The sequence below is a fragment of the Mesorhizobium sp. M0052 genome (assembly GCF_040323255.1).
In the GTDB taxonomy this organism is placed as follows: domain Bacteria; phylum Pseudomonadota; class Alphaproteobacteria; order Rhizobiales; family Rhizobiaceae; genus Mesorhizobium.
Map to the genome: position 1 here is coordinate 226,658 of NZ_JAMYUS010000006.1, position 14,956 is coordinate 241,613.

Sequence of the window (14,956 nt, forward strand, 5' to 3'; positions counted from 1 at the left end):
TGATGAGCAAGCTCGGCCAACGGATACATGTCCACACCGGCGACATCACCAGGCTTGCGGTCGATGCCATCGTCAACGCCGCCAATTCCTCGCTGCTGGGCGGCGGCGGCGTCGACGGCGCCATTCACCGCGCCGCAGGCCCGGAGCTCGAATTCGAATGCCGGATGCTGAACGGCTGCAAGGTCGGCGAAGCAAAGCTTACCAAGGGCTATCACCTGCCGGCACGTTACATCATCCACACGGTCGGACCTGTCTGGCAAGGCGGCGGAAAAGGCGAAGCCGGGCTGCTCGCCTCCTGCTATATCAGGTCGCTCGAAATCGCCGCCGCCAGGGATTGCCGGACCGTGGCATTTCCGGCGATCTCCACCGGCATCTACCGTTATCCGAAAAATGAGGCGACGCAGATTGCCGTTGGCATCGCAGCTACCTTCGTCGGACAGAACTCAACGCCCGAAACAGTTATTTTCTGCTGCTTCGACGAGCCAACAGCTCAACTATACCGACAAGCCGTTGCTGCCATTGAAGGATGCTAGTCTGCATGGATAAGATGGTTCATCCACCTACGCAAAAGCAATTTTCGGTGAGCAGGCTGGCGGCACTGGAGAATAGACGCTATTGTTCATCCCGCATTGGGCAACGGGGATGGGGTAAAGATGAGGCCGAAATATTCGGGAAAAACGACTGCGTGGGTACTTGCAGTCTTGCTTATATTTGCGGTACCCGGCGTTGGCGCCGCGGCATCGCTGGCGGGAAGCAAAGGCGACATCCATTTCTATCCGTATTTGCCGAAAAGCCCGAAAGACCAGTGCACCATGGCTTACAACGCCTATGTGGCCGCCGGCGGCCATTCGGCCTATGCGACCACGCCCTATGCCCGGATCCGTTCGTTGTACATCATCTGCGGCTCGGGCTTGAATGCACCGTCACAGAAGGCTGCCGAAGAACGGGCGATGAAATCCTGCAAGTCCGCCCGCAGCCATTACAAGGTCATTACAGGGGCTGGCTGCGAAGTTGCGGCATCGAAGTAGGCCGACAAGCATCGGCTTGGGCATTTTTCAAATGGGCGGCGCAAGATGAAATCGACACGCATCAAACGAATTACTGTATCGATGCTTGCCGGCCTGCTCGTATTTACGGCACCCGGTATCGGGGCGGCTGGATCGCTGGCGGGCAGCAAGGGAGACACCCGATTCTGGCCTCCGTTGTCACTGAATCCAAAGGAGCCCTGCACGAAGTCGTACAACGCCTATGTCGCGGCGAGTGGCCACTCGGCCTACGCGACCACATTCTACTCGCGCGTCGACGATCTTTACATCATCTGCGGTGCGCGGCTGAACGCGCCATCTCAGAAGGCCGCGGAAGAGTTGGCGTTGCGAAGCTGTCAGGTTGGCCTGAAAAAGTGGAAGGTTCAGACCGCGAGCGGCGGCTGCAAAATCGCGGCTTCGAAATAGGCTCATTCCTGCCAGACCGGCGCCGCCCGAGACAAACCCGGGAGGCTCCATGTTCGCCAAGATCCTGATCGCCAATCGCGGCGAGATCGCCTGCCGGGTGATACGCACGGCCAGGAAGATGGGAGTGCGCACCGTTGCCGTCTATTCCGACGCGGACGCCAAGGCCCTGCATGTCAAAATGGCCGACGAGGCAGTGAGTATCGGTGCCTCGCCGGTCGGCGAAAGCTATCTGCGCGGCGACAAGATTGTTGCGGCGGCGCTGGCGACCGGCGCCGAAGCAATTCACCCCGGGTACGGCTTCCTCTCGGAAAACCCCGATTTCGTCGACCTGGTGGTGGCGGCGGGGCTCACATTCATCGGCCCGTCGGCCGCCTCGATCCGCGCCATGGGGCTGAAGGATGCGGCCAAGCGGCTGATGGAAAAGGCCGGCGTGCCGGTGGTGCCGGGCTATCATGGCGAGGCGCAGGAGATCGTGCTGCTGGCGTCCAAGGCGCGTGAGATCGGCTATCCCGTGCTGATCAAGGCGCGCGCCGGCGGCGGCGGCAAGGGCATGCGCCGCGTCGAACATCCCGAAGATTTTTCGGAAGCGCTGTCAGGCGCACGGCGCGAGGCCAAGGCCGCGTTCGGCGACGATCGCGTGCTGGTCGAAAAATACGTCGACAAGCCGCGCCACATCGAGGTCCAGGTGTTCGGCGACAATTTTGGCAATGCCGTGCATCTCTACGAGCGCGACTGCTCGGCGCAGCGCCGCCACCAAAAGGTGATCGAGGAAGCGCCGGCGCCCGGCATGACGCTGGCGCTGCGCGAGGCGATGACGGAAGCGGCGGTCAAGGCCGCCAAGGCGATCAGCTATTCCGGCGCCGGCACCATCGAATTCATCGTCGATGCCTCGCAAGGGCTGAAGGCCGACCGCTTCTGGTTCATGGAAATGAACACCCGCCTGCAGGTCGAGCATCCCGTCACCGAAATGGTCACCGGCACCGACCTGGTCGAGTGGCAGTTGCGGGTAGCCGCCAGCGAAAAGCTGCCGAAGACGCAGAGCGAAATCACGCTTTCCGGCCACGCCTTCGAGGCGCGCATCTATGCCGAGGACGCGGCGAAAGGGTTTCTGCCGGCGACCGGCACGCTGCATCACCTGGCGTTTCCCGACAACGCGCCCGAAGGCGCCAGCATGCGCATCGAGACCGGCGTGCGGGCCGGCGATGCGATCTCGCCCTTCTACGATCCGATGATCGCCAAGCTGGTCGTCCACGCCAAGGACAGGCAGGCGGCACTCGATGCGCTCGGCACTGCGTTGTCGCAGACCGAGATTGCCGGCTCGACCGTCAACACCGCGTTTCTCGCGGCACTTGCCGCGGACGCCGATTTTTCGGCCGGTGATGTCGATACCGGCCTGATCGGCAGGCATCAGGAAGCGCTGACCGCGGTCGCCCCGCCGCGCAGCGAGATCGTTGCCGCGGCGGCCCTTGCCGCGGCGGGCGCCGGTGCCTTGCCGCCGTCGAACGATCCGTGGTCGTCGCTTGCCGGCTATGCGCATTTCCACAGCGTTGCGCGCCGCACGCGCCTGCGCCATGGCGAGGACGATATACTGGCGCGTGTTTCAGTGCGGCCGGACGGGCGCTTCGAGGTGGCGCTGGACGCGCCCTATGACAGCGTCAATTCGCATGATCTTCGCGCCGCCCCTCGCGTTGCCCGCTGGCCAGGCCACGTCACCGTGTTCGAAGGCGCGGTCGGCTACAGTTTCCTCGTCCCGGATCCGCTGGCGCGCACCGACGAGGCGGCCGCCGCTTCCGGCAGCCTGCGCGCGCCGATGCCAGGCGTGGTCAAGCTGGTGCGCGCGGCAAAGGGCGAAAGGGTGATCAAGGGCCAGCCGCTGTTGATACTGGAAGCGATGAAGATGGAGCACACGATCGCGGCCAGCCATGACGGCGTGATCGCGGAAATCGCCACCGAGGGCGCGCAGGTCACCGACGGAACGGTGCTGGTGCGCTTCGTTGACGAGGCTGCATAGCCGAGGCTTGAACGAAAAATGGCCGGGACAAGCCCGGCCATTTCCTTGAGTACGCGGACGATTACTGCGGGATTGGCGCGTATTTGCCGTCATGCCACTGGTTGATGTCGTAGCTGGCGTTCTTCAGATCGCCCTTCTCATCAAAGGTCACGTCGCCGACCACGGTGCTGAAAGGCGTGCCGTTCTTCAGCGCTTCGGCTACCTTGACCGGATCGTCCGTTCCGGCGCGCTTGACGCCCTCTGCAAACGCCTGAACGACGGCGTAGGAGAACAGCGTAAAGCCTTCCGGCACGAAGCCGCCCGCCTTGATCTTGGCGATGGCCTCCTTGGCTTCCGGCTTGGCCTGCGGGTCCGACGGGAAGACGAACAGGGTGCCTTCACCGGCGGGGCCGGCGACCTGCCAGAATTCCGGCGAGGCGATCGAGTCCGGCATGATCAGCTGGAACTTGACGCTCTGCTCGGCCGACTGACGCAGGATAAGCCCGGCTTCCGGGTGATAGCCGCCGAAATAGACAACGTCGGCCTTGAGGTCCTTCAGCTTGGTGACGAGAGCCGAATAATCCTTCTCGCCGGCATTGATGCCTTCATAGTCGATCTCCTTGAGGCCACCGGCATTCATCGTCGCCTTCACGGCATCGGCAACGCCCTGACCGTAGGCGCTCTTGTCATGCAGGATAACGACATTCTTGCCGGCATATTTCTTGGCGATCCAGGGGCCAATGAAGGCGCCCTGCGCGTCGTCACGCGTATAGAGACGCATGATCGTCGGCCAGCCGGCCTTGGCGGCGGCATCGGTCAGCTCGGGATTTGAAGAGGCCGGGCTCATCATCAGCGCGCCGGCCTCGGCGTAGACGGCGGAAGCCGGGATGCTCGAACCTGAACAGGCATGGCCGTCAATAAACTTGACGCTGTTGGCAACGATCCGGTTGGCCACAGAAACCGCCTGCTTGGGATCGCACTGGTCGTCCTCGATGTCGAGCTTGATCATGGAGCCGTTGACACCGCCGGCGGCGTTGATCGCATCGGCGGCTGCCGTTGCGCCCTGCTTGAACTGATCGCCGATCGTGGCGAGCTGTCCGGTCATCGGGCCGACCACCGAAATGGTGATGTCATCGGCAAAGGCAACCGGCGCGCTCATCATCAGGCCAAATACGGCCGCGCTCAAAATACCCGTTTTTTTCATGGTGATAGAACTCCTCCCACACTCGCGCAGCCGCTCTGGCCGCGCTTCTTTCCGAAGGCGGGACAATTTCATCCTTCATTGGGCCTGTCTAGGCGCATCGGCGCCGCTCGATTGGGCCTCATCAACGCAAAAAGCCACGCCAGCCTGTTCCGGCCGGTCGTGGCTTTTTGCTCGTAGCAGTCCCCATGCGCCCCCGCGCCACGAAAACCTGCCCGCCGTCCCCATTGTGCACGACTGGACCGTGCCGGCCTGCCGCGTTCTTGTTCTTTCATGGTCGGCCGTCTTGTCGCGGCCTTGTCGTTTCACCGGTTCCGACCGTCTTTGCGGTCTTGATCCCGGGGCTTCCCTGTTTTCGATAATCTGCCTGCGATAATCTGCTCGCGATCTCAGTGCATCGTCATCCATTCGCGGGCTTCGCGCAGCGCCTTGGCGATCTCGACCTTGGACATTGCGGCCGACAGTTCCGAGCGCAGTTCCGCGGCGCGGACCGAGCCCTTGATGGCGGCGATGTTGAACCATTTGTGGGCGGCAACGACATCGGTCTCGCAATCGCGGCCGGTCGCATACATCATGCCCAGTTCGAAAAGAATGTCGGCCTGGGCAGTTGCCCCCATGGCGCCGAAGCCGGCTTCAAGCATTTCAAAACGTGCCATTTTAGTCCCCTGTCTGGCTCCCGAGAGCGGGCCTCTTCTGTCCCCCGGTGTTCCCTGGGGAGCCGCTCTTTCGATGCTTCCGAGAATGAGGCCGAGCCTTGAATCCGTCGTTAAATGGCGTGCTTAATTTGGAGAAAACAAAGCTAAAACAAGAGGTAAACGCGGAAATTCGTTAAGGATACAAAGTCAGCAATCCCGCCGTTTCTCGACCGATTTGACGAAAATTTGCAAGGCGCCGATCAACACTCTGCTAACCACGCGAACCAAAGCCAACGCCTCGATCGTTTATTTCCACGGGCTGCACTCTCCCGACCCCGCATGAAAATTGCGAAACCTTCCGTCGCGGCACGCTTTTGTTTTGCCGGGAGCTGGATTAGCTTACGTTTGCGTAAGGGGCAGAGAGGCGGCTGCCCCATCTAAACCAGGGAGGACAGATATGTTTCGCAAAGTGAGCTTGGCCCTGGCGGCCGCCGTGATGATGGCTGGTGCGGCTTGGGCCGATCCGATCGAAGGCAATTGGAAGACACAAGCCGGCGACACAGCAGTTATCGGCGGCAGCGGTTCATTCTCCATCACCCTGAAGACCGGCAAATATGCCGGGAAGACCATCGGTTCGCTCAAGGCGGCCGGGGCCAACAAATATGCCGGCAACATCACCGATCCGGCAAACGACAAGACCTATTCGGGCAAGGCAACACTGTCGGGCACCTCGCTCAAAATGAGCGGCTGCGTGCTCGGCGGGCTGATCTGCAAGAGCCAGACCTGGCACAAGCTCTGATCTTGCTGCTTTGAGTTGACCAACGGGGCCTTCACAGGCCCCGTTTTCTTTTGCAGGACGGTCCGCGCCATAGCGACGACCGTGCCGTTTGCGGCGGCGCAAACCCGAACCGACGCTCTCTCTAAGACCTCGTCAATCACTTTGAACCGCAGATGAACGTCGGCATCAGCGCCGGTTCAGTCGCATCAGGGCATTTTGATGGCGTGTTCAAGGAGACACTACGCAAATGCTCGCTCGCCGCTTCACCATCGTCTGCCTGTTGATGAGCCTGTTCGGGATGCTCTTCGCCATCCTCGTGGCCGAAGCCGGCCGCCCGGCCCGTTCCTGGGATGCAGCCAGTTCCTGCCAATTCGATTGCATGAACCATTTTCGCCCCTGAGACGACAAAGACATAGATCCAAACAGAAAAGCAAAAGCCATGAACCGCATCGCCATCAACGCCCTCCAGACCCTTCGGCTCCTGCCGCGGGCGGCGCTCGTCCTGGTCGTGCTGTCGGCGCCGGTCCTGGCCATGCCAATGATGCGGGCCAATGCCGACACGACGATCGACGCGCCGGCGACGAAGAAGCATGGCGTCGGCTTTGTCTTGCTGGTCAGTCTGCAGCGCGGGTAAGGTGTGCCGGTATTAAGGTGATGCCGGCCTGCAAGTGGCGGCCTTGGTGCTCACATGCTTCGAGTACGCTCCGCTCCGGTTCTCGAAGCCAACCAGTTTGGTCGCTTCGCGCCCGTCCTCGACTCCGGCTCAGCCTTACCTGAATCTCAGCACACCTTGGGCGTGGACGAATAAATCGACCACTTGGCGGCCACCCTCCCCTCCCAAGTGCGGCCTCAAGTCTCTATATTGAGCCATGGAAAAGCGAATCTACCCACAAGCTATCGAATCGGTCGTCATGCCGGAGCCTTTCGGCAAGCAGAGCTTCGACGACGCCAAAAAGGCCGTGGCCGCCTTGCAGGTGCTCTACGACCGCAACACCAAGTTTCTGCGCGACTCCTTTGCCACGCTTGCCGCCGGCGGCGACGAAAGCAAGCGCTACCGCGCCTTCTACCCGGAGATCGGCGTCACCACCAATTCGTTCACCCAGATCGACTCGCGCCAGGCCTACGGCCACATGCCGACCCCCGGGCATTTCTCGACCACCATCACCCAGCCGGTGCTGTTCGAACGCTATCTCGTAGAGCAGCTTCGCCTGATCATGCGCAATCACGGCGTGCCGGTAACGGTTTCGGAATCGACCACGCCGATCCCGCTGCATTTCGCGTTCCTTGAAGGAACCCATGTCGATGGCGCCGCCGCCGACCGCATCAAACGGCCGATCCGCGACCTGTTCGACGTGCCGGATCTCGACGGCACCGACGACCAGATCGCCAACGGTACCTTCGAGGTCGCGTTCGGCGAACCAAGGCCGCTGGCGCCGTTCACGGCGCAGCGCATCGACTATTCGCTGCACCGCATGACGCACTACACGGCGACCAGCCCGCAGCATTTCCAGAACTTCGTGCTGTTCACCAACTACCAGTTCTACATCGACGAGTTCGTCGCCCGAGCGCGGGCCCAGATGGCTGAAGGCGGCCACGGCTATACCGAATTCGTCGAACCGGGCAATGTCATCACCAAGGCAGGGCAAAACGCGCCCAGCGAAGGCGTGGCGGCGCCGCGCCTGCCTCAGATGCCAGCCTATCATCTGAAGAAGCCGAACCATGGCGGCATCACCATGGTCAACATCGGCGTCGGCCCGTCCAACGCCAAGACGATCACCGACCATGTCGCGGTGCTGCGGCCACATGCATGGCTGATGCTCGGCCATTGCGCCGGCCTGCGCAACACTCAGGCGCTGGGCGACTATGTGCTGGCGCATGCCTATGTCCGGGAAGACCATGTGCTGGACGATGACCTGCCGGTGTGGGTGCCGATACCGCCGCTGGCCGAGATCCAGGTGGCGCTGCAGGAGGCGGTCGCCGAAGTCACCGGACTTTCCGGCTATGATCTCAAGCGCATCATGCGCACCGGCACCGTCGCCACCATCGACAACCGCAACTGGGAACTGCGCGACCAGCGCGGACCGGTGCAGCGGCTGTCGCAGTCGCGCGCCATCGCGCTCGATATGGAATCGGCCACGATCGCCGCCAATGGCTTCCGCTTCCGCGTGCCCTACGGCACGCTGCTTTGCGTCTCCGACAAGCCGCTGCATGGCGAGTTGAAGCTGCCCGGCATGGCGACCGAATTCTACAAGCGGCAAGTGGCGCAGCATCTGACCATCGGCATCAAGGCGATGGAGAAGCTGGCGGAAATGCCGATGGAACGGTTGCATTCGCGCAAGCTGAGAAGCTTTTCGGAGACGGCCTTTCAGTAGACCGGCTTGCCGTAAATGTTTGCCGCGAGGCGTTTCGTCATCTTGATTGGGCCGCATTTCAGCCGATAAAGGCCTGATACCTCGGCAATGTATTACCCGGTCTATGGGCAAAACCCGGTCTGATGGCACGCGTGCGAAAGATGATGGCTTCAATGGCGTTCCTGGCAATGCTCGGCCTCTCGGCCGCGCTTGTAGCCGGGTTCTTTGGCGCACTGCATCCGGCCTTCGATTCCTTCGCCCATTTCCGCATCCATTTTGCCGTGCTGATGGGGCTGATTGCGCTGCCGCTGCTCGCCACCTCGTTTCGCCTGCAGGCGGGCGTGGGCCTGCTGCTGGCCGTGGCCGCCTTCGCCAGCACGTTGAGCGCCTTGCCGCGCCTGTGGCCGGTGCAGGCCGCCAATGACGCCGCGCCCGGCAACGAACCGGTCTACCGGCTGCTGCAGATGAACCTGCGTTTCAACAATCCGACACCCAAGAAGGTTCTTTCGCTGATCGCCAGGACCAACCCAGACGTGATCACGCTCGACGAAGTATCGGCCATGTGGGCGACCGAACTCGGCTATATCCAGAACGCCTATCCCTATCGCATCCTGTGCGCCCATCCCGACGGCGTGTGGGGCGTGGCGCTTTTGTCCCGGCGACCTTTTGCGGCCGGCACCGAGCCGCATTGCGAACCGCGCGGCGCGATGGCGGCCGCCACCATCGATTTCGGCGGCACTCCGGTCGATGTCGCGGCGATCCATTTGAGCTGGCCGTGGCCGAAGGAACAATACTGGCAGATCGGCGAGTTGACCGAGACGCTCACCTCGCTCGGCGAGACGGCGATCATGGCCGGCGACTGCAACGCCGTGCCGTGGAGCGCCGCGGTACGGCGCGTTGCCTCGCTCGGCGGACTGACCGTGATGCCGTCGGCCGGACCGACCTGGATCCACCGGACCCTGCCCGATTTCCTGCGGCGCTATGCGGGCCTGCCGATCGACCAGGTGTTTTCGAAGGGCGGGGTGACCATCCTGTCGTCGACGCAGATGGAAGAGACCGGCTCCGATCATCTGCCGGTGATGGTGGAATTTTCATTGATGCGCGACGAGACCAAGCCGGTCGACGAGGATTCTACCGCGACTGTGTCGCTGATCCAGCCCAGCATGGGCGGCTAGATCGTACGCCACGGGGCTTACGGTTTCACAAGCCTACCAAGGCCTCGATGATGCGCTCGACATGGCCGCCTTCACTGTGCTCGCGCGCGTCGAACGCGATCTGTTTTGCCTCATAGAGCTTGGAAGTGGCTTGCAAGCGCCGCGTGGCTTCGACGCGCGTTTTGTTGCATTGCGGATCGTTGGCAAATTTCAGGCCGCGAACCGACCGCTCGGCAGCCTGCATCATCTGCCCGGCGATACGGCCATGGGTTCCTTCATGAGCGAGAACGCCTGTGAAAAACCGGTTCCAGCGTTTGCGCAGCGCCGGCGTGATGGCCGAGGCGACGCGCGGGTAGGTGTAGGCGATGTTGAGCGTTCCATTGGCCTGGCGCAGGCGGCAGACGCCGTTGACCTGACCCACGTCCAGGCTCCAGTCGGCGGTGTAGCTTGTCTGCGCGATGGCGTGGGTCATGAAACCGTGCTTGGGGCCCCTGCGGTTCATGGCGATAACCAGACCGGCACCTGTCGTGCCGGTGATGTCATAGGTTCGCGTCTTGACGACGGTTTTCACCCCCGCCGACGCCGTCCCGACGACGCCGCAGGCCGCGCTTACGACGGCGACGCAAAACAAGACCAACACGCGCATGCCATTTTCCCCATGGACGCGGCAATGAGACCACAAGCAGACGACGGTTTCAACAATCTTTGGCGCCGAGCGCCTTACATGCCTTGGTAAACCCGGCCATCGCCGCCATTTTTGCTGGTTGAGACGGCCCCGGTCGGTGAGGCTCACATGCCCTGATAGACCGGGCCTTCGCCGCCTTGTGGCGGCACCCAGTTGATGTTCTGGTTGGGATCCTTGATGTCGCAGGTCTTGCAGTGCACGCAGTTCTGCGCGTTGATGACGAAACGCACATCCTTGTCAGACGGATCGGCGGCGGCGTTGCCGTCCTTGTCGACCCATTCGTAAACACCGGCCGGGCAATAGCGGGTCGAAGGCCCGGCAAAGACATCATGCTCGGAACGCTTCTGCAACTCCATGTCGCCGACGATGAGATGCACCGGCTCGTTTTCCTCGTGATTGGTGTTGGACAGGAACACCGAGGACAGGCGGTCGAAGGTCAGCACGCCGTCCGCTTTGGGATAGGCGATCTTCTTGTGCTTGGCCGCAGGCTCAAGCGTGGCATAATCGGCCTTGCCATGTTTCAGCGTGCCGAAGGGCGAGAAGCCGAACAGCGTGTTCAGCCACATGTCGAGACCGCCGAGGCCGACGCCGATAATGGTGCCGAAGCGCGACCAGAGCGGCTTGACGTTGCGGACCTTCTTCAAATCCTTGCCGATATCGGTCGCGCGCCAGGCGTCCTCATAAGAAGACAGCTCGTCATTGGCACGGCCGGCGCCGATCGCTTGCGCGACATGCTCGGCCGCCAGCATGCCGGACAGCACCGCATTGTGCGAACCCTTAATGCGCGGCACGTTGACGAAGCCCGCCGCACACCCCATCAGCACGCCGCCGGGGAAGGAGAGTTTCGGCACCGACTGCCAGCCGCCTTCGGTAATGGCGCGCGCGCCATAGCCGATGCGCTTGGCGCCCTCGAAGGTGCGCGATATCGCCGGATGCGTCTTGAACCGTTGGAATTCCTCGAAGGGCGACAGCCAGGGGTTCTTGTAGTTGAGATGCAGGACGAAGCCGACCGCGACCTGGTTGTCCTCGAGGTGGTAGAGGAAGGAGCCGCCGCCTGTCTTCAGGTCGAGCGGCCAGCCGAAGGAGTGCTGCACCAGGCCCGGCCGGTGGTTCTCGGGCTTGACCTGCCACAGCTCCTTGAGGCCGATGCCGTACTTGCCGGGCTCACGGCCGTCGGACAGTTTGTATTTTGCGATCAGCTGCTTGGACAGCGAACCGCGCGCGCCCTCGCCGATCAGCACGTATTTGCCCATCAGCGCCATGCCCGGCGCAAAGCCCGGGCCATGTGTGCCGTCTTTTTCGACGCCCATGTCGCCGGTGACGACGCCCGTGACCGCGCCGGCATCGTTGTAGACGAGGCTGGCGGCAGCAAAGCCCGGATAGATTTCGACGCCTAGCGCTTCAGCCTTGGTTGCCAGCCAGCGGCAGACATTGCCGAGCGAGACGATGTAGTTGCCGTGATTGTTCATCAGCGGCGGCATCAGTATATTGGGCAGACGGAACGAGCCGGCGGGGCCGAGCACCAGGAAATCGTCGGCCGTAACCGGCGTCTTGAAGGGGTGGCCATCTTCCTCGCGCCAGCCCGGCAACAGGCGGTCGACGCCTATGGGATCGACGACGGCGCCTGACAGAACGTGGGCACCAACCTCGCCGCCCTTTTCCAACACCACGACGGAAAGCTCGGGATTGACCTGCTTGAGACGGATCGCTGCGGCAAGGCCCGCCGGGCCGGCCCCGACGATGACCACGTCGAATTCCATGCTCTCGCGTTCGATCTCGCTCATCAACCCCTCCGCTCTGGCCAACCGTTTCCGGCATTTTGCTGGCTCCTGCGCTGCATAGCGCATCAATCCGCGACAGGAAACCGGCGCTGACGTGACAATGCCGATTTCGACAAAAAGTCGCGGATGACAACTCTGCCGCAAGCGTTTTGCGCGCGGCCGCGCTCAGCGTCCCATATTTTAATTGTTCGACGGCTCTCTTATCGGCCATACTTATTTCCATGCGCACGCCGTCCGGCTATTCATTGACGCGCTTCCCCCTTCCGCCCGGCCGGACCTGCCGAGCGATCCTTCTCGCCCTTTCAATGCTTACGCCGGTTCGCGCTCAGGCCGAGCCGGTGAAGGTGTGGGCGACCGGCGCCTATTCCTTTTCCGACGAGCTTGGCGGTTTCCACATCACCGGCGCCTCGGGCACCGGCACCAAGGAAGATCCGTTGGTCATCTCCGAGGAGCTGAATTCGTCAACGCCGGTGACGCTCACCATCCGCACCACCAAACCGATCCAGCCGTTCAGCACCAACGGCGAATTCGCCAACGGCATCCTGTACATGCGTATCGAGGTTCTCAACAACAGCGGCCAGGCCTGGGTCGAATTCCAGTTCGAGCTGCAGGAGATACTCAACCAGCCGAGCGTGTTCGGCGACGGCCTGTCCTTCGACCAGCGCAACAAGACGCCCGACAACATCCTGTCGAGCGCGTACGCCGATTTCGACCGCGATTTCGAACCCTATGACCGGCTCTTGTTCAAGAGTGGACAGATCGACCCGCTGAAGAGGGGACGCTTCGAGTTTCTGATCACCGACTACACGCCGCGCTGGACGTTCTATCTGGTGCAGGATCCGCGGATACCGACGGGGTAAGCGGCAGACGCCGTGAAAATCGCCACGAAATGCCCTTCGTGATTGGCGAAAGCCGACGAGCGCGTAATCTCCCTCCTCGAGGGGGGAGATTACTAACCGCCCAACCTTGCAAATCGTCTCTCGGCGGACGAATGTGCCCGGCATGACTGCCGCCTCCCCCAACAACCGATCCGACCTGGCCGAGTTGCTCGCCTTCTACGCCTCTGCCGGCGTCGACGAAGCGTTGGAGGACGCGCCGGTGAACCGGTTTGCCGGGGCAGCACCGAAGCGCCCCGAGCGCACAACGGCGCCTGCCGCGCCGCCTCGCGAAAACAAGTTTCCGGAACAAGCCGCCGCCAGCCCCGGGCTGGACGCAAGCCGGGTGCCGGACGCGCCGGCGCGTTCCGTTCCGGCCATGGCGACGGTGCCCGACGAGGCACAGGCGGCCCTGGCCCGGCAAATGGCGGCAAGTGCCTCGACGCTCGACGAACTGCGCCAGCACATGGCGTCGTTCGATGGCTGCAACCTCAAATTCACCGCCAAGAACCTGGTCTTTGCCGACGGCAATCCGGAAGGTTCGGTGATGTTGGTCGGCGAGGCGCCCGGCCGCGACGAGGATATTGAGGGCCTGCCCTTCGTCGGCCGCTCGGGCCGGCTGCTCGACCGCATGCTGGCGGCGATCGGGCTTGACCGGACTTCGGTCTATATCGCCAACGTCATTCCCTGGCGGCCGCCCGGCAACCGCACGCCGACGCCGCACGAGACCGAAATCTGCCGCCCCTTCATCGAGCGGCAGATCGAGCTGGTCAATCCGAAGGTGCTGGTCAATCTCGGCGGCCCTTCGGCCAAAACCCTGCTCAAGACGACCGAGGGCATCCTGCGCCTGCGCGGCAATTGGCAGGTGCACAAGACGGCGTCGGGCACCGCCATTCCGGCCATGCCGACGCTGCACCCGGCCTATCTCTTGCGGACGCCGGCGCACAAGAAACTGGCGTGGCGGGATTTTCTCGAGGTGAAGGCGAAGTTGCGGGAGCTGGGGTGAAGCGCGCCTCTTCCTTCCACCCTTGTGGGGGAAGGTGGATCGGCGCGCAGCGCCGAGACGGATGAGGGGTGTTCCAGCGGAGTGAGATGTTGGCGTTCCCTGGAACACCCCTCATCCGACCGAGCTTCGCTCGGCCACCTTCTCCCACAGGGGGAGAAGGGAGAACCGCGCCAATGACCTCCCAGGTAATTGAAATACGCCTCTCCCCGGCCTACTCATCCCCGATGACAACAGTCCAAACCTCCGCCGGCAGCCTGATCCGCGAATGGCGCACGCGCCGGCGCATGAGCCAGCTTGATCTCGCAATGGAGGCTGAGATTTCCCAGCGTCATCTCTCCTTCGTCGAAAGCGGCCGCGCCGCGCCCTCGCGCGAGATGGTGCTGCATCTGGCCGAGCAGCTTGAGATTCCGCTGCGGCAGCGTAATCAGCTGTTGCTGGCTGCCGGCTTTGCGCCGAGCTTCAGCGAGCGGCCACTCACAGACAAGACGCTGGCGCCGGCGCTTGCCGCGGTCGAGACCGTGCTCAAGGGGCATGAACCGTTCCCCGCGCTCGCCGTCGACCGGCACTGGAACCTGAGTTCCGCCAATGCCGCCATCGGCCCGTTTCTGGCCGATGTTGCCGAGCCGTCGCTGCTCCAGCCGCCGGTCAATGTGCTGCGCCTCAGCCTGCACCCGAACGGCATTGCGCCGCGTATCGTTAATCTGGCGGAGTGGCGAGCGCATCTGCTGGAGCGGCTTAAATACCAGAACGATGCCGCCGGCGATCCCGTCCTGGTCGAGCTGGAGCGCGAATTGCGAACCTATCCCTCCGGGCTCAAGGGCGCGCGGCCGGTGCCGGTCGAGCCCAACGGCATCGTCCATCCGCTGCGGCTGGCGCATGGCGACCAGGTGCTGTCCTTCATCAGCACCATCACCGTCTTCGGCACGCCGCTTGACGTGACGCTGTCGGAACTGGCGATCGAGTCTTTCTTCCCGGCCGACGAGCAGACGCGAGCGGTGCTGGTGCGGCTGGCGAAGGAACGTGCGGAAGCTAACTGAGCCAACCCCGCG

Annotated in this window: 16 protein-coding genes; 11 read left to right on the forward strand and 5 right to left on the reverse strand. The window is 62.8% G+C overall.

Translation table 11 applies throughout. From position 1 onward, the window contains the following. The first annotated feature begins 2 nt into the window (after nt 1–2). The 4 genes from NKJ77_RS10355 to NKJ77_RS10370 all read left to right on the forward strand — a co-directional run bounded on the left by NKJ77_RS10355 (nt 3) and on the right by NKJ77_RS10370 (nt 3,462). Nucleotides 3–533, forward strand: a complete 531-nt coding sequence (locus NKJ77_RS10355; protein WP_023832458.1) for an O-acetyl-ADP-ribose deacetylase — start codon at nt 3–5, stop codon at nt 531–533. 120 nt (nt 534–653) lie between these two features. Beyond that, complete coding sequence (locus NKJ77_RS10360) at nt 654–1,028, forward strand: hypothetical protein (protein ID WP_023832457.1); 375 nt, start codon at nt 654–656, stop codon at nt 1,026–1,028. A gap of 45 nt (nt 1,029–1,073) precedes the next feature. Continuing rightward, the gene (locus NKJ77_RS10365; RefSeq protein WP_023684512.1) at nt 1,074–1,451 is read left to right on the forward strand and encodes a hypothetical protein; all 378 of its coding nucleotides are present in this window, start codon (nt 1,074–1,076) and stop codon (nt 1,449–1,451) included. A gap of 49 nt (nt 1,452–1,500) precedes the next feature. After that, nucleotides 1,501–3,462, forward strand: a complete 1,962-nt coding sequence (locus NKJ77_RS10370) for an acetyl/propionyl/methylcrotonyl-CoA carboxylase subunit alpha (protein WP_352535118.1) — start codon at nt 1,501–1,503, stop codon at nt 3,460–3,462. 61 nt (nt 3,463–3,523) lie between these two features. Here the strand turns inward: NKJ77_RS10370 and NKJ77_RS10375 are convergent, their stop codons facing one another. Both NKJ77_RS10375 and NKJ77_RS10380 read right to left on the reverse strand, forming a co-directional pair. Continuing rightward, nucleotides 3,524–4,645, reverse strand: a complete 1,122-nt coding sequence (locus tag NKJ77_RS10375) for an ABC transporter substrate-binding protein (RefSeq protein ID WP_023832455.1) — start codon at nt 4,643–4,645, stop codon at nt 3,524–3,526. A gap of 386 nt (nt 4,646–5,031) precedes the next feature. Beyond that, on the reverse strand, nt 5,032–5,298 hold the full coding sequence (locus NKJ77_RS10380) for an SEL1-like repeat protein (protein ID WP_006199745.1): 267 nt from the start codon (nt 5,296–5,298) through the stop codon (nt 5,032–5,034). A gap of 436 nt (nt 5,299–5,734) precedes the next feature. Between NKJ77_RS10380 and NKJ77_RS10385 the strand changes: the two genes are divergently transcribed. Then, nucleotides 5,735–6,076 carry a DUF2147 domain-containing protein gene (locus NKJ77_RS10385; protein ID WP_023687258.1) on the forward strand — a complete coding sequence of 114 codons (342 nt, stop codon included), beginning with the start codon at nt 5,735–5,737 and terminating at the stop codon, nt 6,074–6,076. A gap of 136 nt (nt 6,077–6,212) precedes the next feature. Here NKJ77_RS10385 and NKJ77_RS10390 read toward each other — a convergent pair whose 3' ends face one another. Then, nucleotides 6,213–6,443 carry a hypothetical protein gene (locus NKJ77_RS10390; protein ID WP_156935551.1) on the reverse strand — a complete coding sequence of 77 codons (231 nt, stop codon included), beginning with the start codon at nt 6,441–6,443 and terminating at the stop codon, nt 6,213–6,215. A 51-nt stretch (nt 6,444–6,494) separates the two neighbouring features. On the opposite strand from NKJ77_RS10390, the gene NKJ77_RS10395 reads away from it, so the two are divergent. From NKJ77_RS10395 to NKJ77_RS10405, 3 genes are all read left to right on the forward strand, one after another. Beyond that, nucleotides 6,495–6,689 carry a hypothetical protein gene (locus NKJ77_RS10395; RefSeq protein WP_023670200.1) on the forward strand — a complete coding sequence of 65 codons (195 nt, stop codon included), beginning with the start codon at nt 6,495–6,497 and terminating at the stop codon, nt 6,687–6,689. Nucleotides 6,690–6,966: 277 nt separating this feature from the next. Then, entirely contained in the window at nt 6,967–8,427 is a 1,461-nt protein-coding gene (locus tag NKJ77_RS10400; RefSeq protein ID WP_023731828.1) for an AMP nucleosidase, read from the forward strand. 140 nt (nt 8,428–8,567) lie between these two features. Then, nucleotides 8,568–9,581, forward strand: coding sequence for an endonuclease/exonuclease/phosphatase family protein (locus NKJ77_RS10405; protein WP_156932609.1), 1,014 nt, complete (start codon nt 8,568–8,570; stop codon nt 9,579–9,581). A gap of 25 nt (nt 9,582–9,606) precedes the next feature. Here NKJ77_RS10405 and NKJ77_RS10410 read toward each other — a convergent pair whose 3' ends face one another. Both NKJ77_RS10410 and NKJ77_RS10415 read right to left on the reverse strand, forming a co-directional pair. Further along, the gene (locus NKJ77_RS10410; protein ID WP_348528043.1) at nt 9,607–10,353 is read right to left on the reverse strand and encodes a DUF922 domain-containing protein; all 747 of its coding nucleotides are present in this window, start codon (nt 10,351–10,353) and stop codon (nt 9,607–9,609) included. Next, nucleotides 10,350–12,029 carry an electron transfer flavoprotein-ubiquinone oxidoreductase gene (locus NKJ77_RS10415; RefSeq protein ID WP_352535121.1) on the reverse strand — a complete coding sequence of 560 codons (1,680 nt, stop codon included), beginning with the start codon at nt 12,027–12,029 and terminating at the stop codon, nt 10,350–10,352. The genes NKJ77_RS10410 and NKJ77_RS10415 overlap by 4 nt, the downstream gene beginning before the upstream one ends. Nucleotides 12,030–12,331: 302 nt before the next feature. Between NKJ77_RS10415 and NKJ77_RS10420 the strand changes: the two genes are divergently transcribed. From NKJ77_RS10420 to NKJ77_RS10430, 3 genes are all read left to right on the forward strand, one after another. Next, complete coding sequence (locus tag NKJ77_RS10420; RefSeq protein ID WP_023698594.1) at nt 12,332–12,886, forward strand: hypothetical protein; 555 nt, start codon at nt 12,332–12,334, stop codon at nt 12,884–12,886. A gap of 142 nt (nt 12,887–13,028) precedes the next feature. Then, on the forward strand, nt 13,029–13,907 hold the full coding sequence (locus NKJ77_RS10425; RefSeq protein WP_352535123.1) for a uracil-DNA glycosylase: 879 nt from the start codon (nt 13,029–13,031) through the stop codon (nt 13,905–13,907). A gap of 224 nt (nt 13,908–14,131) precedes the next feature. Further along, complete coding sequence (locus NKJ77_RS10430; RefSeq protein WP_352535125.1) at nt 14,132–14,944, forward strand: helix-turn-helix domain-containing protein; 813 nt, start codon at nt 14,132–14,134, stop codon at nt 14,942–14,944. The last annotated feature ends 12 nt before the right edge of the window (nt 14,945–14,956 follow it).

Coding starts and splice junctions, on each gene's coding strand:
- NKJ77_RS10355 (WP_023832458.1), top strand. CDS start 3: ATGAGCAAGCTCGGCCAACGGATACATGTCCACACCGGCGACATCACC.
- NKJ77_RS10360 (WP_023832457.1), top strand. CDS start 654: ATGAGGCCGAAATATTCGGGAAAAACGACTGCGTGGGTACTTGCAGTC.
- NKJ77_RS10365 (WP_023684512.1), top strand. CDS start 1,074: ATGAAATCGACACGCATCAAACGAATTACTGTATCGATGCTTGCCGGC.
- NKJ77_RS10370 (WP_352535118.1), top strand. CDS start 1,501: ATGTTCGCCAAGATCCTGATCGCCAATCGCGGCGAGATCGCCTGCCGG.
- NKJ77_RS10375 (WP_023832455.1), bottom strand. CDS start 4,645: ATGAAAAAAACGGGTATTTTGAGCGCGGCCGTATTTGGCCTGATGATG.
- NKJ77_RS10380 (WP_006199745.1), bottom strand. CDS start 5,298: ATGGCACGTTTTGAAATGCTTGAAGCCGGCTTCGGCGCCATGGGGGCA.
- NKJ77_RS10385 (WP_023687258.1), top strand. CDS start 5,735: ATGTTTCGCAAAGTGAGCTTGGCCCTGGCGGCCGCCGTGATGATGGCT.
- NKJ77_RS10390 (WP_156935551.1), bottom strand. CDS start 6,443: ATGGTTCATGCAATCGAATTGGCAGGAACTGGCTGCATCCCAGGAACG.
- NKJ77_RS10395 (WP_023670200.1), top strand. CDS start 6,495: ATGAACCGCATCGCCATCAACGCCCTCCAGACCCTTCGGCTCCTGCCG.
- NKJ77_RS10400 (WP_023731828.1), top strand. CDS start 6,967: ATGCCGGAGCCTTTCGGCAAGCAGAGCTTCGACGACGCCAAAAAGGCC.
- NKJ77_RS10405 (WP_156932609.1), top strand. CDS start 8,568: ATGATGGCTTCAATGGCGTTCCTGGCAATGCTCGGCCTCTCGGCCGCG.
- NKJ77_RS10415 (WP_352535121.1), bottom strand. CDS start 12,029: ATGAGCGAGATCGAACGCGAGAGCATGGAATTCGACGTGGTCATCGTC.
- NKJ77_RS10420 (WP_023698594.1), top strand. CDS start 12,332: ATGCTTACGCCGGTTCGCGCTCAGGCCGAGCCGGTGAAGGTGTGGGCG.
- NKJ77_RS10425 (WP_352535123.1), top strand. CDS start 13,029: ATGACTGCCGCCTCCCCCAACAACCGATCCGACCTGGCCGAGTTGCTC.
- NKJ77_RS10430 (WP_352535125.1), top strand. CDS start 14,132: ATGACAACAGTCCAAACCTCCGCCGGCAGCCTGATCCGCGAATGGCGC.